This is a genomic window from Hyalangium sp., assembly GCF_045802625.1.
GTDB lineage: Bacteria > Myxococcota > Myxococcia > Myxococcales > Myxococcaceae > Hyalangium.
On sequence record NZ_JBJMQP010000235.1, the window covers coordinates 1 to 21,631 of the forward strand.

At 68.2% G+C, this 21,631-nt stretch carries 17 protein-coding genes and 1 pseudogene; 14 read left to right on the forward strand and 4 right to left on the reverse strand.

The genetic code is table 11. The annotated features are described in order from the left end of the window. Positions 1-132: 132 nt before the first annotated feature. The 6 genes and pseudogenes from ACJ8AT_RS36770 to ACJ8AT_RS36795 all read left to right on the forward strand — a co-directional run. Positions 133-519, forward strand: a pseudogene (locus tag ACJ8AT_RS36770) (helix-turn-helix domain-containing protein); the annotation flags it as partial. A gap of 85 nt (positions 520-604) precedes the next feature. Next, positions 605-1,144 carry an IS630 family transposase gene (locus ACJ8AT_RS36775; protein WP_407742673.1) on the forward strand — a complete coding sequence of 180 codons (540 nt, stop codon included), beginning with the start codon at positions 605-607 and terminating at the stop codon, positions 1,142-1,144. 796 nt (positions 1,145-1,940) lie between these two features. Then, entirely contained in the window at positions 1,941-2,465 is a 525-nt protein-coding gene (locus ACJ8AT_RS36780; RefSeq protein ID WP_407742644.1) for a hypothetical protein, read from the forward strand. A gap of 227 nt (positions 2,466-2,692) precedes the next feature. Then, a complete protein-coding gene (locus tag ACJ8AT_RS36785) occupies positions 2,693-3,376 on the forward strand; it encodes a Crp/Fnr family transcriptional regulator (RefSeq protein ID WP_407742645.1) in 684 nt (227 codons plus the stop codon). Positions 3,377-3,512: 136 nt separating this feature from the next. Next, on the forward strand, positions 3,513-5,237 hold the full coding sequence (locus ACJ8AT_RS36790) for a hypothetical protein (RefSeq protein ID WP_407742646.1): 1,725 nt from the start codon (positions 3,513-3,515) through the stop codon (positions 5,235-5,237). Between the two features lie 89 nt (positions 5,238-5,326). Beyond that, positions 5,327-6,313, forward strand: coding sequence for a peptidoglycan-binding protein (locus ACJ8AT_RS36795; RefSeq protein WP_407742647.1), 987 nt, complete (start codon positions 5,327-5,329; stop codon positions 6,311-6,313). A gap of 32 nt (positions 6,314-6,345) precedes the next feature. Here the strand turns inward: ACJ8AT_RS36795 and ACJ8AT_RS36800 are convergent, their stop codons facing one another. Together ACJ8AT_RS36800 and ACJ8AT_RS36805 are read right to left on the reverse strand one after the other, a co-directional pair. Next, positions 6,346-7,107 carry an SDR family NAD(P)-dependent oxidoreductase gene (locus ACJ8AT_RS36800; RefSeq protein ID WP_407742648.1) on the reverse strand — a complete coding sequence of 254 codons (762 nt, stop codon included), beginning with the start codon at positions 7,105-7,107 and terminating at the stop codon, positions 6,346-6,348. Between the two features lie 49 nt (positions 7,108-7,156). Continuing rightward, positions 7,157-8,995, reverse strand: coding sequence for an ATP-binding protein (locus tag ACJ8AT_RS36805; protein ID WP_407742649.1), 1,839 nt, complete (start codon positions 8,993-8,995; stop codon positions 7,157-7,159). A gap of 311 nt (positions 8,996-9,306) precedes the next feature. Here ACJ8AT_RS36805 and ACJ8AT_RS36810 point away from each other — a divergent pair, with 311 nt between their 5' ends. Continuing rightward, positions 9,307-9,705: a response regulator gene (locus tag ACJ8AT_RS36810; protein ID WP_407742650.1), complete on the forward strand. Its 399-nt coding sequence runs from the start codon at positions 9,307-9,309 to the stop codon at positions 9,703-9,705. 15 nt (positions 9,706-9,720) lie between these two features. Here the strand turns inward: ACJ8AT_RS36810 and ACJ8AT_RS36815 are convergent, their stop codons facing one another. Continuing rightward, positions 9,721-10,749 carry a histone deacetylase gene (locus ACJ8AT_RS36815; RefSeq protein WP_407742651.1) on the reverse strand — a complete coding sequence of 343 codons (1,029 nt, stop codon included), beginning with the start codon at positions 10,747-10,749 and terminating at the stop codon, positions 9,721-9,723. A gap of 148 nt (positions 10,750-10,897) precedes the next feature. Between ACJ8AT_RS36815 and ACJ8AT_RS36820 the strand changes: the two genes are divergently transcribed. The 5 genes from ACJ8AT_RS36820 to ACJ8AT_RS36840 all read left to right on the forward strand — a co-directional run bounded on the left by ACJ8AT_RS36820 (position 10,898) and on the right by ACJ8AT_RS36840 (position 17,219). After that, a complete protein-coding gene (locus ACJ8AT_RS36820) occupies positions 10,898-12,949 on the forward strand; it encodes a methyl-accepting chemotaxis protein (protein ID WP_407742652.1) in 2,052 nt (683 codons plus the stop codon). 49 nt (positions 12,950-12,998) lie between these two features. Then, positions 12,999-14,270, forward strand: coding sequence for an MFS transporter (locus tag ACJ8AT_RS36825; protein WP_407742653.1), 1,272 nt, complete (start codon positions 12,999-13,001; stop codon positions 14,268-14,270). A 128-nt stretch (positions 14,271-14,398) separates the two neighbouring features. Continuing rightward, on the forward strand, positions 14,399-14,875 hold the full coding sequence (locus ACJ8AT_RS36830) for a twin-arginine translocase TatA/TatE family subunit (RefSeq protein ID WP_407742654.1): 477 nt from the start codon (positions 14,399-14,401) through the stop codon (positions 14,873-14,875). Between the two features lie 35 nt (positions 14,876-14,910). Then, positions 14,911-16,116 (forward strand): twin-arginine translocase subunit TatC, encoded by a 1,206-nt coding sequence (locus tag ACJ8AT_RS36835; RefSeq protein ID WP_407742655.1) that lies wholly within the window; start codon positions 14,911-14,913, stop codon positions 16,114-16,116. Then, positions 16,113-17,219 carry a potassium channel family protein gene (locus ACJ8AT_RS36840; protein ID WP_407742656.1) on the forward strand — a complete coding sequence of 369 codons (1,107 nt, stop codon included), beginning with the start codon at positions 16,113-16,115 and terminating at the stop codon, positions 17,217-17,219. Before ACJ8AT_RS36835 ends, ACJ8AT_RS36840 begins: the two co-directional genes overlap by 4 nt. A gap of 557 nt (positions 17,220-17,776) precedes the next feature. On the opposite strand, the gene ACJ8AT_RS36845 is transcribed toward ACJ8AT_RS36840, so the two are convergent. Further along, positions 17,777-18,562, reverse strand: a complete 786-nt coding sequence (locus ACJ8AT_RS36845) for a hypothetical protein (protein ID WP_407742657.1) — start codon at positions 18,560-18,562, stop codon at positions 17,777-17,779. Positions 18,563-18,748: 186 nt separating this feature from the next. Here ACJ8AT_RS36845 and ACJ8AT_RS36850 point away from each other — a divergent pair, with 186 nt between their 5' ends. Together ACJ8AT_RS36850 and ACJ8AT_RS36855 are read left to right on the forward strand one after the other, a co-directional pair. Then, entirely contained in the window at positions 18,749-19,669 is a 921-nt protein-coding gene (locus tag ACJ8AT_RS36850; protein ID WP_407742658.1) for an MBL fold metallo-hydrolase, read from the forward strand. A gap of 247 nt (positions 19,670-19,916) precedes the next feature. Beyond that, on the forward strand, positions 19,917-21,629 hold the full coding sequence (locus tag ACJ8AT_RS36855; protein WP_407742659.1) for an amidase: 1,713 nt from the start codon (positions 19,917-19,919) through the stop codon (positions 21,627-21,629). Positions 21,630-21,631 lie beyond the last annotated feature (2 nt).

The window sequence follows — 21,631 nt, forward strand, 5'->3', positions numbered from 1 at the left end:
CTAAGTAGGTCCGCAGAAGTTCTTGCACACCCACTTCAGCGTGAGCACCTATAGGGCGAAGGCTCAGGGCAAGGTGAGGGTATGGGGCGTAGGGAGTGGTCGCGCGCCGAGCGGGAGCGAGTTCGGCGCGCCATGCAGCGTACGAAGGATGCACGGTTGGCGCGCCGACTTCTGGCCATCTTGCAGGTGATAGAAGGGCAGAGTGTGTCGAGCGTGGCGCGGGTGATGGGGTTCAGCCGACGGGCGCTGCACTCGTGGCTGTCGGCCTACCAAGTGCGCAGGACGCCGGAAGCTCTGGCTGATCGGCCACGGCAGGGTCGCCCCCCCAGCCTGGGACGGCAGCAGCGGCGCCATCTGCGATGGCTGCTGTCGCGCTCTCCTCAGAAGGTGGGGGTGTGGGCGACAGAGTGGACTGTGCCGCTGCTCCAGCAGCAGTTGGTTGAGCACACCGGGCAGAGGGTCTCCGACGACACGCTGCGGCGCGTGTTGCATGGGTGGGGCTACGCGTGGAAACGACCACGCTACGTGCTGGCACCGGACCCGGAGCGAGAGAAAAAAACGCTCCATCCGCAGCAAACAGGCCTACTGGCGGCCCTTGGCGACGGTGCTCATCGAGGACGAGACGGACCTACTGCTGTTTCCACCTCTGCGCGCTGGCTGGGCCCGGCGCGGCCGTTCCAAGAAGGTGGACTTGTCGGGCCGCAACCAGAAGCGCGTGCTGTTCGGGGCGCTCCATCCGCTTACCGGCAGGCGACACCTCCTCCCGCGAGAGCACGCTCGAGCCAGAGACTTCTGCGCCTTCCTGCGCCTGCTGCGCAAGCACTACCGTCCCCACTACCGTCCTCTGATGCTCATCCTGGATGAGCACCCCAGCCACACGGCCGAGGTATCGCGGGCACTGGCTGACGAGCTGAACATCCTGCTGGTGTTCCTGCCCAAGCGCTCGCCCCATCTCAACCCGATGGACCACCTGTGGCGCTTCGCCAAGGCGGCCATCTGTGCCAACCGCCAGTATCGCGACCTGGACGAGCAGGTCGCGCGCGTGCTGCTCTACCTGTTCGCCATGCCGCCGCGCGAGGCGCTCCTCAAGGCAGGGATCCTCTCCAGTCACTTCTGGTTGCGGAACCTGCTACGACGACTGTGAAGAAACTTCTGCGGGCCTACTTAGGCCGGACGGGGGGCGGGCCACCGTCGGACGCGGGGCTCGCGGTACGCGCTTAGGTTCGCGGTGAGCGTCCAGGCCGGACGCGTCGGACGCGTCGACGTGGGCCTCGTGGCGAGCGCTGGGGCCTCGTGGTGTCCGTCCAGGCCGGGCACCGTCGGACGTGGGCCTCGTGGTGCGCGGGGGCCTCGTGGCGAGCGTCCAGGCCGGACATGTCGCACGCGAGCCGCGTGGTGAGCGCTCGACGCAACAGGGGCGCCGTGGTTTCCGATAACTCAGGGACTGAGTGATCCCGCGGCGTGTGAGGGCGGCTCGTGGAACTACTGAGCGTGTTTGCACATCGGGCGGCGCGTTGCGCGCTCCTCCTGATCTCTGTCCTGCTCTCGGGGACGGGCTGCTACATGAACGGGATGGGTTGCCAACCGGGCGACGACACCGAGACGTGTTGCCTCAAGGAACACCCCGGCGCTTGGGAGCGCTGCACGGGGACGGCTGGACCCAAGACCCAGCCCAAGAGTCAACCCAGCCCGAAGGATCAACCCAAGCCCGAAGGGGGGCCAGAGCCGTTCTTCCCGCCAAATCCAACCCCCGAAGAACGGGAGGAGTGGCGGAAGCGTTGCCTTGACTACTACGTGCGCTGTAGCGACTTCGTGCAGGGGGATGCGCAATGGCGCGTGTACGGTGAGCGCCAGTGTCAATCATGCTGGCGACTGTGCGAGCGTACAGGCCAGTGGCCAGCGGAAGCGAACGAGAAGCCCTGCCCAGGAGGTGACGGACAGTGACGCGAGCGCGCAAAGAGTGGTGGGCGAGCGTCGCCAAGAGGCGCGATGAGCACTTGATCAAGCTCCTAAAGGCGAACGTGCCTTGGCGTGAATTCGAAGAGGTGATCCGCGCGCAGGAGAAGGAGCTAATGCGGGAGGCACGAACGCCCGCGGAACGGCTGCATATCCAGCGGCTCTCGATGCCGGTGTTGATCACTGAGGCTTACGCGCGGCGCCTCAAGTGGGCCGAATTCGGCCCACTGTTGCGCCGCTGTCAACGGCTCGGCTTCGCGGACATTACCCACCGGATCGAGGTGGCATGCTGCTTCGTGCAAGCGCTGCCTAGTTTCCCTGAGAAAGCTCCGCAGGCGTTCGCCATGTTGGACGGGGTGGAGCAGACCCTAAAGCGCATCCGCAAGAGCCATTACCTACGCCGCGAAGGAATGCAGGGGATCGCCCATGCGCGAGCGGTAGCGGCATCAGCAGGCTTGAAGCCAGATTGGAAGCGATCTCCCGGAAACGCGGGCCAGCGATCTGCGTGACTGCGGCTCGTCTGGCGAGGCAACGCCTTGAGCTGACAAGGACATGAGGCGTCGCAATGGCGTGGGCGATCTCGCTCGCCGCGAGCGAAATTCCGCGCTTGCCGCGGATCGTCTCCACTTCTCGTGCATGCCCAGCCACATCGCCCGTCCCAGGGGCCACCGCATCCCCCGCTCGACGAGCAGGCCGCATGGGGTCTATAGACAGCAGCGCGAGGAGGGAGCGCTGGATGTCCGCGGAGCCGGTCATTTCCTGGGGCCTGATGGAGGCTTGTGCTCCCGAGACGCGTCGGCGGCTGGAGTCCGCCGCGCAACCCCTCCACATCTCCGCGGGGGAGCCGCTCCTCACCGCGGGGGAGGAGGCGGAGGGCATCACCCTGCTCACCGAAGGGGTGGTCCGCGTCTTCCACGCACTGGGAGACAACTGCCAGTTCACGGTGAAGCTGCTGCGCGCGCCCAACTCGGCGGGGCTCGTCGAGGTGGTGCGCGGCACGCGCTGGGTGGCCTCCATCGAGGCGCTCACTCCGCTGGAGGGGTTCCGCATCCCCGCGGCGGTCATCCGCGAGGCGCTCGAGACGGACTTTGCGTTCGCCGCGCGGGTGCTGGCGGACATCGCCGCCAAGTTCGAAGGCACCATCCGCGCCAGCCGGGTCATGGGCTTCGATGGCTGCGAGCGGCGGCTCATCCGCGTGCTGCTCGAGTACGCCGAGCACTTCGGCCGCCCCAGCGCCGAGGGGCTCGTCATCCGCTACGCGCTGTCCCGCCAGCGGCTCGCCCTGGAGATTGGCGCAGCGCGGCGCAGCGTCGATCGAGGCCTGGCGGCGCTGGCGGAGCAGGGGTTGCTCACGCTCTCGAGCAAGGGCTGGCAGGTGCTCCACGATCTGGATGCCCTGCGCGCCCACCTGCTTCCCTGAAGCCACTGCCCGGCCCCATCCGCGCCAAATGTCGCACGGCCGTGCGCATGGACGCACATGCGCGCCCGGGGCCTCGATAATTCGGCCAGTCACTCCTTCTTTCTTTCGACCACGGTTTTTACAGGGGAATTCAGTCATGGCATGGGGATCCAGAGCGGGTGAGGTGCAGCGCCGGACGGCGCTGTCGCTGCACACCCAGAACACCACCGCGGCCAGGCCCACGGTGCACACCCACAAGCTCGCGGTGGACAAAGGGCCCCAGAGCAGGCTGGCCGATCTCTTCGAGCGCGCCAAGCGCAGGAGCGGGCCGAGCCTCACCGGTGAGCAGCCGGCGGTCTCCTTCAAGGATGGCAACACGCAGGTCTCGAACACGAGCAACCACCCGGACGGCAGCTCAACGACGAGCACCGCCAGCACCGGCAACGGCAACGTCACCGTGAGCCAGACGCAGAAGGGCGCCGATGGCTCGGCGGCGACGGGCTCGGTGTCGGCGACGAGTGACAGCGCCACCGTGTCCGGCTCCGCCTCCGCGAACGGCGTGGGCGTGAACGGCTCGGTGACGGCGAACGCGAACGGCGTCACCGTGAACGCGGGCGGCTCGGCCGAAGTCAAAGGCCTGAAGATCAAGTTCGGCACGCAGATCAGCAGCACGTCCAACGTCGAGAGCAAGGATGGCTTCACGACGCTCACCGCGACAGGGAGCATGTCGGTCAACCTCGGCGGCGAGGTGGACCTGGGCACCGTGGGCTTCGGGGGCGACATCACCGAGGGCGTGAAGACGAAGTACCAGGTGCGGATGTCGGACGAGGACTACGCCAAGGTCCAGGCGGGCCAGGCGCAGATGCCGGATCCGTACAACGCGGACTCGATGCCGGTGGGCAGCTCGGTGCTGATGAACAGCACCGACTTCCAGAGCACGGGCTTCGAGGCGAGCTACCGCCAGCTCAAGCTCGAGACGAATACCACCGAGGAGCAGGGCGTCTCCGTCGCGGTGGAGAAGACAGGCCCGACGACGGTGCGCGTGACGGCGGGCCCCACCGAGGCAATGGAGAACAGCTTCAAGCTCGGCCTGAGCCTGGGCCCGGCGAGCGCCAGCATCGGCAACACGACGCGGCTGGATCAGTTCACGCTGAAGACGGCGGAGTTCGACATCTCCACCCCCGAGGGCCGCGCCGGCTACAACACCTTCCTCGCCACGGGACAGCTGCCCCAGCAGAACGGCACGGGCGTCTCGAACGTCGCGACGGTGGAGAAGCTCAAGTACGACTCGACGACCAGCGCCGGCATCGCGCTGGGGCCCTTGAGCGGCTCGGTCGACCTGGCCAACAGCAACCTGAGCATCATGAAGACGACGTACCCGGATGGCTCGGTGGACCAGGTGACGGACGCGAAGCTCAGCGCGGGCACGCCCGTCCACCTCGAGCAGCACTTCAACCCGGACGGCACCGAGGACCTCTCCAAGCAGAAGATCTCGATGTTCATGGTGGGCGCGGACGGAGGGGCCGAGGAGGAGTTCGCCGCCGCCTACGGGGTGGACCAGCACAAGTTCGACAAGGACAACGACATCTACCTGTCGTTCACTCCGGACCAGGCGATGCAGCTGGCCCAGCGGGCCCGGGACTACATGGCGCAGTGGGAGCACGACCATAAGATGAAGTGGAGCCAGTCCTCGCACCTCCAGGACGACAAGCTGATCGAGGCGCTGGCCAACGCGCGGAATCCCACGGACGTGGCGCGCGCGCTCATCGGCGCCTACGGCGGCCCGGGCTGGATGGGCCAGGCGTTCGAGCACATGGCCATTGTCGGTCGCGAGATCGTGCCCCTGCCGGGGACCATCGAGGCGCGGAACCGGAACGGCTGATCCCCCAAAATCGAACTGAAAAGAGACTCGTCATGCAAATTACCGCGACCCATCGTCAAGCCACACTCCCCCCGAATGCCTCGGGGGGCATGCTGCACAGAGGAAGCAAGGGGCCCGAGGTCCTGGCGCTCCAGAAGGCGCTCGCCGCCGCGGGCTTCAATCCCCACGGCCTGGATGGCTCATTCGGCCCGAAGACCGAGGTGGCCCTGCGCGCGTTTCAACGCGCGGCGGGCATCGTCGTCGACGGGAAGGCAGGGCCACAGACCTGGAGGGCCCTGAAGAGCTCTCCGCCTGGCGCTCCGGCGCCGGGGCCGACGGGCGCTCCCCTGCGCAAGGGAGACATGGGCGCCGATGTCCGCAAGCTCCAGACCCTGCTCGAGCAGCAGGGCATTCGCACGGGCGGCGTCGACGGCAACTTCGGCCCGATGACGCAACGGGCGGTGATGGAGTTCCAGCGCGCCAAGGGGCTCAACGCCAGCGGCGTGGTGGGGCCGGAGACGTGGGCGGCGCTGGCCAGGCCTTCCTCCCCGTCGGGCCCCGTCACGGGTCCTGTCACAGGCCCCGTCACAGGCCCTGTGACAGGCCCCGTCACAGGCCCCGAGGCGCCCGCCTCGGAGCGTATCCAGTCGATGCTCGGCTGGGCGAAGTCGATGATCGGGACGCCGTACGCGGCGGTCAACCCGTTCCGCTTCGGTGATGTCCCCTGGGACGGCAAGGCCCACAAGAGCGTCAACGGCTCGAGTACGGTCTGGCAGTACCCCAAGGGCACGAGAGTCTTCGACTGCTCGGGGTTCGTGGTGGCGGCCTACCGGCAGTTGGGCGTGGACCTGGCGGCCCGAGGGCTCGCCTCCACCTCGGCGTTCGATGCGGACACGAAGTTCCTGAAGCCGCTGTCGCGTGAGCAGCTGGCTCCCGGAGACCTGATCATGTACCAGCCCCACAACGGCATCGGTCACGTGGTCATCTACATGGGCAATGGCCAATGCATCGAGGCCGCGGGGAGCAAGGGCGTCACTATGAGCACGGTGAACTGGGACCGGGTCAAGTCGTTCCGGCGAGTCCCTCTGCCGGAGTGAGGACGGGGAGCCCCTGAACAGACGGGGGCTCCTCAGCGCACCCGGCGCGCCAGGGGCAGGTAGATGAAGTCAGGCAGCGCCATGACCAGCCGAGTCAGCGCGGCCGTCTGCCACGGGAAGGTGTACACGGACACGCCGCGCGTGATGGCGCGGGCCATGCGCTCCACCCCGGCCTCTGTCTCCATCAGGAAGGGCATGGGGTGGCGGTTGGGCGCTGTCATCTCGCTCTTCACGAAGCCGGGGTGGATGCAGGTGACGCGCACGCCGGTGCCCTGCAGATCCACCCGCAGGCTCTCCATGAAGATGTAGAGGAACGCCTTGGAGCCCGAGTAGGCGGCGTTCTTCGGCAGACCCTTGAAGGCCGCGAGGCTGGAGACGCCCACCAGGTGGCCGCGCTTGCGCTCCACCATCTTCGGCAGCACCGCGGTCAGCGTGGCCGCCGCGCCGGTGACGTTGACCTCGAGCACCTTCTTCGCGCGCTCCCAGTCGAAGCGCCTGCCGTTGGTGTCCAGGCCCACGCCGGCATTGGCCACCACCAGGTCCAGCCCGCCACAGTCCGCGTCGATCCGCTGGATGCGCGCGATGGTCTCGTCCGTGCGGGAGACATCCATCTCCACGGGCTCCACGGTGCCTCCTGCCGCGTGGGCCTCCTCGGCGAGGCTCTGGAGCTGATCCCTGCGCCGGGCCGCGGCGAACACGCGTGTGCCCCGTTTGGCGAACCGCAGGGCCAGCCCGCGCCCCAGGCCGCTCGATGCTCCGGTCACCAGCGCCGTCCCGTATTTCTGCTCCGCCATGGGTCCCTCCTGCGTGAGGACCGGACGCTGAGCCAGAGGGCGTCCCCCGTCAAGGCGCGGGCGAGGCCAGCGGGAGATCCACCTCGAAGGTGGCGCCGCGCCCCGGCTCGCTGGAGGCCCGGATGGTGCCGCCGAGCGCCTCCACCAGGTGGCGCGTCAGGTACAGCCCCAGCCCCAGCCCGCCGAAGTGCTCCGCGGACACGGCGCGCTCGAAGCGATCGAAGATCCGCGGCAGGTGCTCCGGGGAGATGCCCATGCCCTCGTCCCGGACGATGAGGCGGGCGCCCGAGCTCACTCGCTCGACCAGGATGTGCACGGGGTGGCCCGTGCTGTACTTGAGCGCGTTGCTGAGCAGGCTGCTCACCACCTGCTCCAGCCGGATGCGATCCCAGTGCCCCACCACGGGCTCCACGGCGCGCACCTCCAGCGGAGTGCTCGTGCGCAGGGACTGGCCCACGAACCGGCTGGCCACCTCTCGCGCCAGCGCCGAGAGATCCACGTACTCCAGGTCCAACACCAGCTGGCCCGCCTCCAGGCGCGACACGTCCAGCAGGCTCTCGGCGAGCGTGGACAGCCGCTTGCACTGGCGCTGGAGCACGGTGACGTGCTCCTTCAGCCGCGCGGCGTCCACGGAGGGGCCGTTGCGCTCCAGCTCGCGGCGGAGGCTCTGGAGCCTCAGGTTCAGCGGAGTGAGCGGCGTCTTCAGCTCGTGCGAGGCGACGGCCAGGAACTCGTCGCGCAGCCGCACCGCCTCGCGCGAGGCGCGGTAGAGCAGCGCGTTGTCCACCGCCAGGGCCGCGCGTGACGCCAGCTCCATGGCCAGCCGCAGGTCCGCCTTGCGGTAGTGCCGGTGGGAGCCGGCATAGGCGAAGGTGATGGCTCCCAACGTCCGCCCGCGGGCCTGCAGCGGCGCGACGACGTAGGACTCGAGCTCCAGCGAGCACAGCGCGCGCAGGTGCTCCGGGTCTCTCGCCGCCAGGTTCAGCTTCGTCGTGGGCACCACTCCGCGCAGCTCCGGCTGGCCGTTGCGGATGACTCGCCCGGGGCCGTAGGGGTCATCCAGGCGGGAGGGCCACCGGTGCTCCAGCTCCCAGGCCGCCGCGGCCCTCCCCGGCGTCCGGTGCGCCACCGCCAGCCGGCGGATTGTCCCATCCTCCTCGAGCATGTCCACCATGCAGAGGTCCGCCACCACGGGCACCGCCAGCCGGGCCACCCGGTCGAGCGTCGCGCGGAAGTCGAGCGAGGCCGCCAACGCCTCACTGGCTCGGGCGATGAACCGCGCCTTGCGCTCGGCCCGCTGCGCCCGGCGCAGCAGCCGCAGGTTCTCCATGGCGGCGACGACCCGGCGCGCGAACTCCTCGGCCACCTGGAGGTCCCGGCTGCCATAGGGAGCCTCCGGGGCGCACCGGCCCAGCAGGAGCATGCCCAGCACCCGCTGCCGCCCCCTCAGCGGCACCATCAGCACCGAGCGGGGCTTGAACTCCTCCAGGCTCGCGAGCGGCTCGGGCAAGGTGGCCACCTGCCGGCGGAGCTCCACCGGGTAGTCCACGAAGAGCCGGGACACGCCCGTGTGAATGACATCGAGCAGGGGGCTGCACGCCGTGTCCGAGCGGGCGTGGGTGGCCAGAGAGCGGAGGCGGCCTTCGAGGCTGGGATCCTGGTGGACCGCCGTCCAGCGGCGCGGCCTCCCATCCCGAGTGAGGAGATCCACCAGGCAGAAGCTGGCCATCCCGTACGCGGTGGTCAGACGCACCGCGTCCCGGAGCAGGCGCCGCATGCTCCTCCGCTTCTGGGAGAGCAGGCGGCCAGCCGCGGAGAGGAACTGGAGGGAATATTCGGCGCCACCGCGGTGGGCCGGGCGCTCCTCTTCTTCCGATCCGCGCGTCACGAGGGGCTCCAGAAGTTCATGGGATGCACTCCTGTCGAGCCCCTCTTGAGCACCATTCTCGGCAATGCTGGCAGTGTTGGAGTCCATGGCTTCAAGCGGTCAAGAGAGGCCTACCCCTCTTAGGTAAGTCCGCTGGTACGAAAGTGCCGCATGGCGCGGGCGCTCGCAGCGCTCCCAGACAGCCTGGGTGGGCCTATTCCCCAGAGCAAGCTGCCTGCCTCGCTCGCTCTGCCGTCGAGCGCCTGGTGGAAGTCCCCTGCTAGCCGTGGACTGGGAGCATCCGCACCCTGGAGGCAGGGGAGGAGAGGGCCATGGAGTATCTGAACTGCCTGCTCGTCATCGACGACGACCATGACATCCTGATGTCGCTCCAAGATGCCCTCGAGCTGGAGGGGTATCACGTCGCCACCGCGAGCACCGGCCGCGAGGCCCTGGAGTCCCTGAAGAGGGGCCTGCGTCCGGACCTCATCCTGCTGGACCTGATGATGCCCGATATCAGCGGGTGGGCTTTTCGCGCGTGGCAGCGCAACCACCCGGAGTTCTCCTCCATCCCCGTGGTCATCGTCTCCGGGCAGGGCCTCAGTGGCGCCGAGATCGCCCGGCTCGGGGTGGAGGGGTATCTGCCCAAGCCGCTGGACCTGGACCACCTGCTGGACACCGTGGCGCGCTTCGTCCCGCCGCCTCACCAGCCGGGCGTCGCGTCCTGGTAGCGCGCGGCCTGGGCCTCAGAGCCGGGACCAGTAGGGCTTGAGCGCCTCGCGGCTGCGCCCCAGCGCGTGCATCGCGTCCGAGGTCGTGTCACCGCTGGGGAAGGAGTCGCTCCGGCCCGCGAGCACCTCCACGCACGCGTGCACGGACTGCGAGAGCCCCTCCAGCGAGTAGCCCCCCTCCAGCAAGAGCACCAGCTTGCCTCCGCACACGCTCTCGGCCAGCGACTTCAGGGCGGAGCACATCGCCGCGAAGCCTCGCTCGGTGATCATCATCCCCCCGATGGGATCGCTCTGGTGCGGATCGAAGCCCGCGGACACGAGGACGAGCTGCGGCCGGAACTGCTCGGCGATGGGCAGGAACAGGCCCTGGAAGATGGCCGAGTAGTCCGCGTCCGTGGCGCCACCGGGGATGCCGCAGTTGACGGTGAAGCCTACGCCCTCGCCCGCGCCCACCTCGTGCGTCGCCCCGGTGCCCGGGTAGTACGGGTACTGGTGCACGGACTGGTAGAGCACGTCCCGCCGCTCCCAGAAGGCCGCCTGCGTGCCGTTGCCGTGGTGCACGTCCCAGTCGAGCACCAGCACGCGCTCGGCCCCGTGCCGGCGCGCCGCCTCCGCCGCGATCGCCACGTTGTTGAAGAGGCAGAAGCCCATGGCCTTGCCCGGCTCGGCGTGGTGCCCGGGAGGACGCACCAGCGCGAACGCATTGCGCGCCCGGCCTGCCATCACCTCGTCCACCGCCTGCACCGCCGCCCCCGCCGCCAGCACCGCCGCGTCATAGGTGTCCGGGGACGCGTGGGTGTCCGGATCAATCTCGGCGTACTCGCCGGAGAGGCCTCCCAGGTACTTGCACAGCTCCGGCGTGTGCACGGTGGCCAGCTCCGCCTCCGTCGCCGAGCGGGGCTGGGCCACCTGCGTCCCCCCAATCGGGGCGCGCGAGAGCACCGAGAGGATGCTCCGCAGCCGCGCCGGGCTCTCCGGGTGCCGAGGGCCCGGGTCATGCTTCAGGAACAGCGGATCGGTCAGCAGCAGGGTGGGAGGCGTCATACAGCGGGCTCCAGGGGCGGACAGTTCGGGGCCTACTCTCCCCGTGGACCAGAATCCACGCTGATCCCGGATTCTTCCGGTCCCGAGTCAAGAAACAACCTTCCCGTTCCTTGCCCTTTGTTGCATTCCCTCCTTTGATACCGGGGCCTTGGCTCGTCGCTTCCAGAAATTCGGTCTTCGCGGTGTCCTCTTCGGGTTCTTCACCGCGGCTCAGGCCATTCTCTTCCTGGCTCTGTCCTTCGTGGTGCCGGACTGGGTGCGGGAGTTCCTGGACACCCGGCTCGCCGTGCATGGGCACGCCAAGGCCCAGGAGATTGCCCGCGCCATCGGCAGCGAAGGCTTGACCGTTCAGCCGGGGGATTCGCTGAGAGCCCTGCTCGAGCCCATGCGCCGGGACGACGACTTCCGGTTCGCCGCCATCGTCACCAAGGAGGGCCAGCGCGCCGTCGCTGCCGGTGGCCTGCCGGGGGACTTCGATCTCATGGTGTCCCGCCTGATCAGGGAAGGGATGCCCGCGGAGTTCGATCTGGACAGCGGCGATCGGCTCGTCTCCGAGCCCATCGAGGGCGACAGGGGCTGGGTGCTGGTGGGGGTGAACTTCTCGGCCATCACCAAGGCGGTGAACGCGCTGCGTCTCAAGGTCTTGGGCGTGTTCGGCGTGGGCATGCTGCTGTTCCTGCCCATCTTCATCTTCGTCACCCGGGCGCGAATCCTCCAGCCGCTGGACGCGATGATGTCCATGGCGCGCAGGCTCGCGGAGTCGGATCTCACCGGCCGGGTGGAGGTGGGCACCGAGGACGAGCTGGGCAAGCTGGCCGAGGCCCTCAACCGCATCGCCCAGAGCTGGCGCGAGACACTGGGGCGCGTGCGCGGCGTGTCCGAGAGCCTGGCGGGCGTCATCGAGCAGATCTCCCGCACCGGCACCACCGTGTCCTCGGGCGCGGGCACCGTGCAGGCGCGCGTGGAGGAGACCTCGTCCTCCATGGAGGAGATGCTCGCCAGCCTGCGAGGCATCGCCGACAACGTGGAGGTGCTCTACCAGAGCGCCGAGCAGAGCAGCTCCTCCATCGTGGAGATGGCCGCCACCAACGACGAGGTGGCCGAGAACGTCCAGTCCATGGCCGCCAGCGTGGAGGAGACCACCAGCGCCATCGAGGAGATGTCCTTCTCCATCCGCGAGGTGGCCACCAACATCTCCGCCCTGTCCTCCTCCACGGAGGAGACGTTCACCTCCATCAAGCGGATGGACGCCTCCATCGGCCAGGTGGAGACCAACGCCAACGAGACGGCCCGCCTGTCCGAGCAGGTGTCCGAGGACGCCCAGTCCGGCGTGGAGTCGCTGCAGAAGACGCTCACCGGCATCGACCGCATCAAGGAGACGAGCCGCACCGCCGCGGGGGTGATCGAGAGCCTGGGCAAGCGCATCTCGGACATCGGCAACATCCTCAACGTCATCGACGACGTGGCCGAGCAGACGAACCTCTTGGCGCTCAACGCCGCCATCATCGCCGCGCAGGCGGGCGAGCACGGCAAGGGCTTCGCGGTGGTGGCCGAGGAGATCAAGGATCTGGCCGAGCGCACGGGCGTCTCCACCAAGGAGATCGCCGACCTCATCCGCAGCATCCAGGACGAGAGCCGCAACGCGGTGGCGGTGATGAACCAGGGCGTGAAGAACGTGGAGGAGGGCGTGCAGCTGGGCCGCGAGGCCGAAGGCGCGCTGTGGAAGATCAACGACAGCTCCCAGAAGGCCACGCAGATGGTGAAGGCCATCGCCCGCGCCACGGTGGAGCAGGCCCGCGGCAGCCGGCAGGTGACGACGGCCATCCAGCGCATCTCCGAGACGGTGTCGATGATCTCCAAGGCCTCCAACGAGCAGGCCAAGGGCAGCGATCAGATCATCAAGAGCGCCGAGCGGATGAAGGCCATCACCGCGCACGTGCAGCGCAGCAGCCAGGAGCAGTCCCAGGGCAGCAAGCAGATCACCCGCAACATCGAGAGCATCAACGAGATGGTCACCCACCTCAACCGCGCCCAGAAGGAGCAGACCAACGGGAGCGAGCAGGTGCTCAAGGCGGTGGAGACCATCAAGAGCGTGTCCGAGCACCAGACGCGCTCGGTCAAGCAGCTGGAGGAGGCCATCGACCACCTGCAGAAGCAGGCGGAAGTGCTGCGTGGCGAGGTGCGTCGCTTCCGGGTGTAAGGCCCCCCGGGTGCACGGAGGGTGCGAGGGGTGGTATCAATCCACCCTCATGCCGTCCACATCCGTCTCCGAGCGCGCCGTCATCTTCCTCATTGGTGCGGTCCAGTTCGTCAACATCCTCGACTTCGTGATGGTGATGCCGCTGGCGCCCTATTACTCGGGGGCGCTGGGGATCAACTCCGCGCAGAACGGCATCATCGCCGGCAGCTACACCTTCGCCGCGTGCATCGCCGGGCTGGTGGGCGGGTACTTCCTGGATCGGTTCGATCGGCGCAAGGCGCTGGCCGTCTCCATGCTGGGGCTGGTGATGGCCACGGCGGCGGGCGGCTTCGCCCAGGGGCTGCCCTCGCTGATTCTGGCCCGGGTGTGCGCGGGCATCTTCGGCGGCCCGGCCACCTCGGTGGCGATGGCCATCATCGCGGACCTCATCCCCCCGGAGCGCCGCGGCAAGGCCATGGGCGCGGTGATGGGGGCCTTCTCGGTGGCGCAGGTGATGGGGCTGCCCCTCTCCTTGAAGGCGGCCGACCTGGGCGGCTGGCGCACTCCCTTCCTCGGCGTGGCGGGCATGGGGGTGCTGGTGGTGCTCGGGGCCATCTTCTTCCTGCCCCCGGTGCGTGGCCACCTGGACAAGGGGCCTCGGCCCGTCCACCCCGTAGGCACCCTGGAGCTGCTGGGCCGCAAGGACGTGCAGCTGTCCTACCTCATGTCGTCGCTGGTGATGATGAGCGGCTTCGTCCTCATCCCCAACATCCCCGCCTACGTCGTCCACAACCTGAACTACCCGCGCGAGCAGCTCTGGAACCTGTACCTCGCGGGCGGCATCGTCAGCCTCGTGACGCTGCGCGTAGCGGGCTCGCGGGTGGACAAGCTGGGCGCCTTCAAGGTGGGCACCGCCGGAGCCCTCCTGGGCATCGTCCTCACCTATATCGGCTTCGTCCACTACCCCGACTGGTTCCCCATCCACGGCCTCTTCGTCGGCTTCATGATGGCCATGGGCATGCGCAACGTCTCCTACAACACCCTCACCTCGAAGGTGCCGGAGAACGCCGTGCGCGCGCGCTTCATGTCGCTGCAGTCGTCCATCTCCCACCTGTCCTCGGCCGTGGCCTCCGCCGTGCTGGCGCCCATGCTCCTGAAGAACCTCTCGGATGGGAGCCTGGTGGGCATGGACGTGGTGGCCCAGGTCTCCATCGCCCTGGCCGTGACCGTGCCCCCCATGCTCTTCATCGTGGAGCGCCGCATCCAGGCCCGGGCGGCGCTGGCCACACCGGCCCTGGCGGGGGCCCCCGCCCTGGCTTCCCAGGCCTCTTCCGAGCACTAGCCCGCCTCACCGGGCAGCTTCCGGCCAGCCGGGGGCTGTGCTGAATGGACGCTGACTGTCGCCTCTGAGTTGCACCTGGCGTCCCATGGCGCGATAACCCCGGCCAGTCTTCCGCGGAGCCGTCCTACATGTTCAACATCGGCGCAGGCGAGATGGTGTTCATCCTGATAGCCGCGCTGCTCGTCCTCGGGCCGCAGCGGCTGCCAGAGCTGGCTCGCGGCATCGGCAAGTTCCTGCGCGAGTTCCGCAGGCAGACGGACGAGGTGCGCAGCGTGGTGGTGCGCGAGTTCTACGCCATGGACCAGGAGGTCCAGCGCGAGCCCCCGAGGATCGCACCGCCCCACATGGCGAACGCGGCGCCAGCGGTGCCACCGGCCGAGCCGGCCGCGCTGCCCGCCCCCTCCGTCTCTCCCGCGCCCGAGGCCGGGCCCCCGGGGCTTCCCTCGCCGCTGGCGTCCACGCTGAGCGAGGCCGCCCAGGCCGGAGCTCCGGTGGCCGCCACCACGGCCAGCGCGACGGAGGCCGCTCCCGAGCAGGAGGAGCCCCTGCCGCGCTTTGATTCCATCCCGGGCACGGTGGCCCGCAACGCACCGAAGCAGAGCTAGCCTTGGCACCTTCCCAGCCGGAATCTGAACTGCGCATGTCGCTGGTGGAGCACCTCACGGAGCTCCGCTCGCGCCTCGTCAAGTGCTCCCTCGCGGTGCTCGTCCTGGGAGCCATCTCGCTGATCTTCGCCCGCCCCATCTTCTGGCTGCTGATGAAGCCGGTGCTGGCGGCGCTGCCCCCCGGGGGACGCTCGCTCGTCTACACCTCGGGCATCGAGGAGATCAACGTCCTGATGAAGGTGGGCGTGTACTGCGGCATCTTCCTCACCACGCCCGTCATCCTCTGGCAGATCTGGGGCTTCATCTCGCCGGGGCTGTACCCGGACGAGCGCCGCTACGCCTCGCCCTTCGTGGTGTTCGGCTCGGTGGCGTTCATCGCCGGCGCGCTGTTCTGCTACTTCGCCATCCTGCCCTCCATGTTCCAGTTCCTCCTGAACGAGGAGGACAGCACGGCGCTGGAGAGCCGGCTGGACACCGCGAGGATGCGCACCGAGGACGTGCTGCGCTTCTTGCGGGTGGGAGACGCGGAGCGGGCGGGGCAGCTCGCGAAGGAGGCGAGCGCGGGCCTGCTGGCCTCGGGCGACGGGAAGATGGACGAGCCCGAGATGGTGCCCTCCGAGGTGGTGGAGCTGAGCGCGCGGCTGGAGGGGCTCGGGAAGCTGCTGGACGCGGCCTCCGAGGGCTTCGGCGTGCCGGCGCGGCTGGTGCTGCGGCAGGCGGTGGAGAAGCGGGTGGCGGCGGTGGAGGCGTTCGACCGCAAGGACTACAAGGCCGCGGCCTCGGCGATGGACGAGGCGGCCAGCCTGCTGGCGGGCGTGGCGCCCACGCGCACCGAAGAGCTGGCGGGGATGTGGAAGCTGGAGAAGGAGCTGGCCGCGGGGCACGCTCGCCACGAGGCGCTCAACTGGACCCGGCCCATGCTCACCATGGATGAGCAGCTCTCGCTGGTGCTGGTGCTGATCCTCGCCTTCGGCGTCATCTTCGAGCTGCCGCTGGTGATGGCGCTGCTGGGGATTGTCGGCGTGGTGCAGAGCCGGTGGCTGTTCAAGTACCAGCGCCACGCCTTCGTGGTGTGCCTCATCCTCGCGGCGATCATCACCCCCACCGGGGACGTGGTGAACCTGTCGCTGATGGCCGGTCCGATGTTGATGTGCTACGAGCTGGGCGTGCTGGCGGTGTGGATGATCGAGCGGCGGCGGGCGCGCAACGCGGCCACCACGAGCATCACCCCCGCCGCATGAAGTACTCCACGCCCATACGCCGGCGGCTGGTGACCAACCTCCGCTACCTGATCGCGCTCACCAAGCGCTTCCGCACGACGCTGGCGCTGACGGCGGCGCTGTTCCTGGTGACGCCTCCAGTGTACCAGTGGCGCTGCGTGCTGCCGGGCGGCGAGCGGGTGACGGCGGGCCGGGCGCTGGAGCACGTGTACTTCCTGCTGTTCGGTCAGCCGTCGCTGGACTGCGGCAATGACTGGGTGGCCATCCTGTTCAACATCCTCATCCCGCCGGTGGGCATCGCGCTGGTGGTGGATGGTGTGGTGCGCTTCGCATACCTGTTCTTCGCCAAGCACAAGAGCGACAAGGAGTGGATCGAGGTGATTGCCGAGACCATGAAGGGGCACATCATCGTGTGCGGGGCGGGCCGGGTGGGCTACCGGGTGGTGGATCAGCTGCGCGCGATGGGCAAGGACGTGGTGGCGGTGGAGAAGCGCGAGGACGGGGCCTTCGTGGGCGTGCTGCGCGACGAGCAGGTCCCGCTGCTCATCGACGACATCCGCAGCCCGCAGTGCCTGCCGCGCATGAACGTGAAGGCGGCCTCGGCCATCGTCTGCGCGACGGACGATGACCTGGCCAACCTGAACATCGCCCTGGACGCGCGGCGGCTCAACTCGAGCATCCGCGTGGTCATCCGCCTGTTCGATGACGATCTGGTGGCCAAGGTGCGGGACACGTTCAAGGCGGAGGCGCTGTCCAGCTCCTCGCTGGCGGCGCCGGCCATGGCGCTGGCGGCGCTGGATCCGCGCATCGTCCACTCGTTCCGGATTGGCGGGCACCTGATGGTGGTCTCGGTGTTCGAGGCGCGCACGGGGCTGCCGGGCATCACCATCTCGGAGATTCGAGATCGCTTCGGGGCGCTGGCGCTGTCGCTGCGCCGGGGTGAGGACGACAAGCTCCACCCGAACGGGGAGCAGCTCGTCCAGGCCGGAGACGTGCTGACGCTCCAGGCCGCGTACGAGGCCTATCGCCGGCTGCGCGCCTTCACGGGCGAGACGCAGCCTCCCATCTGGTCCGACAACGAGTCGTCCCTGCCCGTCATCCATCGTCCGACCGGGACGGGCTGACCCTCTTCTGCTTTCCGAAGAGACGATCGAGTAGCGAAATATAAGCCCAGACTACCAAGTGGACGGATTGCGCGCGAGGATTCGCCCGTCTGGTGTTACAGCGTACACCTCCCACCAGTGAGGATTCGCGACAAAGCCTGGGGCCACACCTCCGCATCTGTCCACGTGTTGTTCAATGCTGACGAAGTACAATCCATCTGCCTCGCTGATGTTCACCTTCATCGCTTGGGCCGAGTAGTCACACGCGCCAGGATGAAATTTGGCGTAATGTGTCAGCACCTGCTGCAGCGCGGCATGGGCAGCGAGCACGACAGGGCCATCCACGGAGACGATGGGACGCGCTTCGTCGGGCCAGTGAAAGGCCCCGGCGTCGCCAGGCTGGGAGAAGGCAGTTCCTGCATCTGATTTCAGAGAGGCAGGCTGCGGAGCGATAATCCCAGCATCAGGAGCGAGTGGATTGGATTGGGGAGGGGCGGTTCCACCATCTGCTAGTAGCGATACGAGTAGCATTATCTGATGTGGTTTCGGCATGCAGTTGCTCCCAAGAAAGCAGGAATCTAATACCAGTCGACGAGTTCAGGAGAGCATCGTGGAGGGAGCGGTTGTTTGTGGTACATGCTGGGAGGTTGGGGCTTACAAGTCGCCTGATGCTTCCAGAGTTTCTGATCTTCGCTCCACTTGAAGACTTCTCCTACGGCGTTCCATTTATAGAAGCGGGGTTCGTCAGCATGTCCTGTGGCGAGCCATGCCCACGCTGGAATCAACTCCCCGTGTGCATCACGGGCCCATTTGCCGCTGGGGGTTGTTGCATAGGACACGAACACCCAGTTGCCTTCAGGTGTCTTGGCTGTGGGAAAGACTTTGAGGTCCTCACTGCTTGCGAAGAGTCCGCAAGGGTGATTATGAGCATAACCGAAGACAAACAAATCCCGGCCGAACTCCGCGTCTTCAATCCCGCCGAATGGTGGTTGGCACGAATTGTCTTCATCCACCGGCTTACGGATCGGCCACGTCACGCGCCAATCCTTTAGTGTCTTGTAGGCAGCCACGCAGTATTCGGTTGCATCTGCACGCGGGTGACCGAAGGCGTCGCAGGCGTCTGCTGCGCCTGGCAGGGTCATCAAGGCTTTGAGAGTTGCCAGGATTAGAACGTCCGGAGCGGTTTCCTGGTTGGAGACAACAACGGGTACTTTGGGCCACGGCCCTGGGCCCACTGTCAGGTAGTCCTTGCCCTCCAGTTTGGGCAGTTCAGTCTGCACGTAGTAAAGCCGCTCGCTCGCGCACGCCAGGGTGAGGGTGAGGGTGAGGATGGGAGAGAAGAGGTACCGCAGGCGGTGCTTCATCACGTCGCTCCACGTTGCTTCCGGCCTGTCTGTGCACGAGAGCTGGTGCCCTCATCCGCACCCACTGGATGGACTCCAAGTCTCTGGGAGTGAAGCGGGCACAGTCAAGCCACGCCCGTCGAAGCCTTCGACATGAAATTCCATGGGGCTTGGCGTAAGAAGTCCGGCCGCTCAGGAGACTCCACCATGCCTCGTCTCGCTTCCATCCTGCTGCTCGCGCTCGTCGCGGGCTGTGCCTCCGTCCAGCGCCCGGCGGGCGCGCAGGTGACGCTGACCTCCGCGGGGGATCCGCGCGTGGGCACGTACGTGTCCTCGCCGTGGGGGTTCAGCACCTCGTCGTACTGGATTGAGGGGCCCGAGGGGCTGATCCTCATCGACACGCAGTTCCTGCCCTCCGAGGCCGAGGAGTTCGTGAGCTGGGCCGAGCAGGTGACGGGAAAGAAGGCGCTGCTGGCCATCGTCCTGCACCCCAACCCGGACAAGTTCAACGGCACCCACGTGCTGCGCAAGCGAGGCATCCGCGTGGTGACGAGCGAGCAGGTGCGCGCGTTGATCCCCCACGTCCACGAGATCCGCACGGCGTCGTTCTACGAGCGCTACAAGCCGGACTACCCCACGGAGGTGCCGCTGCCGGACAGCTTCGGCCCGGCGACGACGGAGCTGAGCGCGGGCGGCGTGACGGTGAAGGCGCACGTCATGGGCCCCGGCTGCAGCGAGGCCCACGTGGTGGTCGAGTATGACGGCCACCTCTTCCCGGGCGATCTGGTGGCGAACAACGCGCACAGCTGGCTGGAGATCGGCAAGACGGACGAGTGGCTCCAGCGCATCGACGAGCTGAAGGCGCTGAAGCCCAAGTGGGTGCACCCGGGCCGAGGCCCCTCGGGGAGCGCGGGGCTGCTGGACGCGGAGCACGCCTACCTGGAGCGCGTCATCGCCGAGGTCGCGGCGGAGAAGCCGCGGGGCGCGCCGACCGAGGCGGCCCTGGAGCGCATCCGCTCGAGGATCCTCGCGGCGTACCCGGGGCTACGGTTCGACGTGTTCCTGGGCATCGGCCTGCCCGCGGAGTGGGAGCGGCAGGCGCGGGCCTCCGGGGCGGCGGGGCGGTAGCTCGTTGCCTCGGGTTCTCGGAGCCGAGGAGCGCAAGAACCGGGTTGCCCGCTCGTGGCGGGGCCTCTACTGATGAGGCATCCTCTTGGGAGCCCGTGAGCCATGGCCACCAGCGACTACGCCCGGGTTGAACGCGCCATCCTCTTCCCCGACGCGCAAGCGGGCGATGCTCGCCTGGGAGTCCGCCCGGCACTCCCCGGGTGAAGCCGCGTGAGGTGACTGGGGAGACGAGGCGAGGTGCTGTAGCGTGCGCTCCTCTCTGGAGTCCCCGCTCGACACCATGTCCCTGCTCACCGATCGCCGCCGGTTCCTCTCCGTCTGTTCCTCGCTGGGCCTGACCTCGACGCTGCTGCCCGGAGTGCTCTGGGCGATGGGGCAGGACAAGCCCTCCATCACTCCGGAGCTGCTCGACTCGGCCTGCAAGATGGCCGGGCTGGAGGTGGATGAGGCGCAGCGCAAGCTGATGCTCGCCGCGCTCACGGAGCAGCTCGTCGCCTCGAAGAACCTCCGCGCGCTGAGCCTGCCCAACGCCGTCGCGCCCGCGTTCTCTTTTGATCCCGTGCTGCCGGGAGTGACGGCCTGGGACACGGCGAAGCGCCCAATGAAGGTGAGCGCCGCGAAGCCTGCGCGCGGGGGCCAGGACCTGGAAGCGCTGGCCTTCGCCTCCGTGAGGGAGCTGGCGGAGCTGGTGCGGACGCGGAAGGTGTCCTCGGTGGCGCTGACGGAGCTGTGCCTTGCTCGGCTGGAGCGGCTGGACGCGAAGCTCCACTGCGTCATCACCCTCACGAAGGAGCGCGCGCTCGCCCAGGCGAAGGAGGCGGATCGGGAGATCGCGGCGGGCAAGTACCGCGGCTTCCTGCACGGGATTCCCTGGGGAGCCAAGGATCTGCTCTCGGTGAAGGGCTACCCGACGACATGGGGCGCCGGAGGCTTCGAGCAGCAGCGCTTCGACGAGGACGCCACGGTGGTGCAGCGGCTGGACGCGGCGGGCGCGGTGCTGGTGGCCAAGCTCACGCTGGGCGCGCTGGCCATGGGAGACAAGTGGTTCGGAGGGATGACGCGCAACCCGTGGAAGCTGGAGGAGGGCTCGAGCGGCTCGTCCGCGGGCTCGGCGGCGGCGGTGGCCTCCGGGTGCTTGCCGTTCGCCCTGGGCTCGGAGACGTACGGCTCCATCATCTCCCCGTCGACGCGGTGCGGGACGACGGGCCTGCGCCCCACGTTCGGCCGAGTGCCTCGCACGGGGGCCATGGCGCTCTCGTGGACCATGGACAAGCTGGGGCCCATCGCGCGCTCGGTGGAGGACACGGCCCTGGTGCTCGCGGCCATTCAGGGACCGGATGGGAAGGACCGTACGGTGCGCGATGTGCCCTTCAACTGGGACGCGAGCGTTCCTCTCGCCAGCATCCGCGTGGGCTACCTGAAGGCGGACCTGGAGAAGGAGCGGCCGGAGAAGGCCTTCGACATCGCGTCGCTGGAGAAGCTGAAGGCGCTGGGCGTGAAGCTGGTGCCGGTGGCGCTGCCGGACGTGAACGTGAACGCGATGCTGCCGCTGCTGAGCGCGGAAGCGGCGGCCGCCTTCGACTCGCTGACGCACAGCGGCCGGGACAAGCTGCTCACCGAGCAGACGCCGGACGACTGGCCCAACCTCTTCCGAGTGGCGCAGCTGCTGCCCGCGGTGGATTACATCAACGCGAATCGGGCGCGGGTGCTGGCGATGGAGGGCCTAGCGAAGACGTTCGCGGACGTGGACGTGATTGTCGCTCCCACGGAGGATCCCCAGGTCCTGCTCACGAACCTGACGGGGCACCCGACAGTGGTGGTCCCCAACGGCTTCCGGGAGAACGGAACCCCCGTGAGCCTGTCCTTCCTGGGCCGGCTGTTCGGGGAGGCGAAGATGCTGGCAGTGGCTCGCGCCTACCAGGAGGCCACGGACTTTCACCTCCGGCAGCCGAAGCTATGAAC

Excerpts from the sequence above, each read along its gene's own strand:
- ACJ8AT_RS36845 (WP_407742657.1), bottom strand. The coding sequence starts at position 18,562 with ATGAAGCACCGCCTGCGGTACCTCTTCTCTCCCATCCTCACCCTCACC.
- ACJ8AT_RS36815 (WP_407742651.1), bottom strand. The coding sequence starts at position 10,749 with ATGACGCCTCCCACCCTGCTGCTGACCGATCCGCTGTTCCTGAAGCAT.
- ACJ8AT_RS36825 (WP_407742653.1), top strand. The coding sequence starts at position 12,999 with ATGCCGTCCACATCCGTCTCCGAGCGCGCCGTCATCTTCCTCATTGGT.
- ACJ8AT_RS36810 (WP_407742650.1), top strand. The coding sequence starts at position 9,307 with ATGGAGTATCTGAACTGCCTGCTCGTCATCGACGACGACCATGACATC.
- ACJ8AT_RS36830 (WP_407742654.1), top strand. The coding sequence starts at position 14,399 with ATGTTCAACATCGGCGCAGGCGAGATGGTGTTCATCCTGATAGCCGCG.
- ACJ8AT_RS36835 (WP_407742655.1), top strand. The coding sequence starts at position 14,911 with ATGTCGCTGGTGGAGCACCTCACGGAGCTCCGCTCGCGCCTCGTCAAG.
- ACJ8AT_RS36785 (WP_407742645.1), top strand. The coding sequence starts at position 2,693 with ATGTCCGCGGAGCCGGTCATTTCCTGGGGCCTGATGGAGGCTTGTGCT.
- ACJ8AT_RS36790 (WP_407742646.1), top strand. The coding sequence starts at position 3,513 with ATGGCATGGGGATCCAGAGCGGGTGAGGTGCAGCGCCGGACGGCGCTG.
- ACJ8AT_RS36800 (WP_407742648.1), bottom strand. The coding sequence starts at position 7,107 with ATGGCGGAGCAGAAATACGGGACGGCGCTGGTGACCGGAGCATCGAGC.
- ACJ8AT_RS36795 (WP_407742647.1), top strand. The coding sequence starts at position 5,327 with ATGCTGCACAGAGGAAGCAAGGGGCCCGAGGTCCTGGCGCTCCAGAAG.
- ACJ8AT_RS36850 (WP_407742658.1), top strand. The coding sequence starts at position 18,749 with ATGCCTCGTCTCGCTTCCATCCTGCTGCTCGCGCTCGTCGCGGGCTGT.
- ACJ8AT_RS36840 (WP_407742656.1), top strand. The coding sequence starts at position 16,113 with ATGAAGTACTCCACGCCCATACGCCGGCGGCTGGTGACCAACCTCCGC.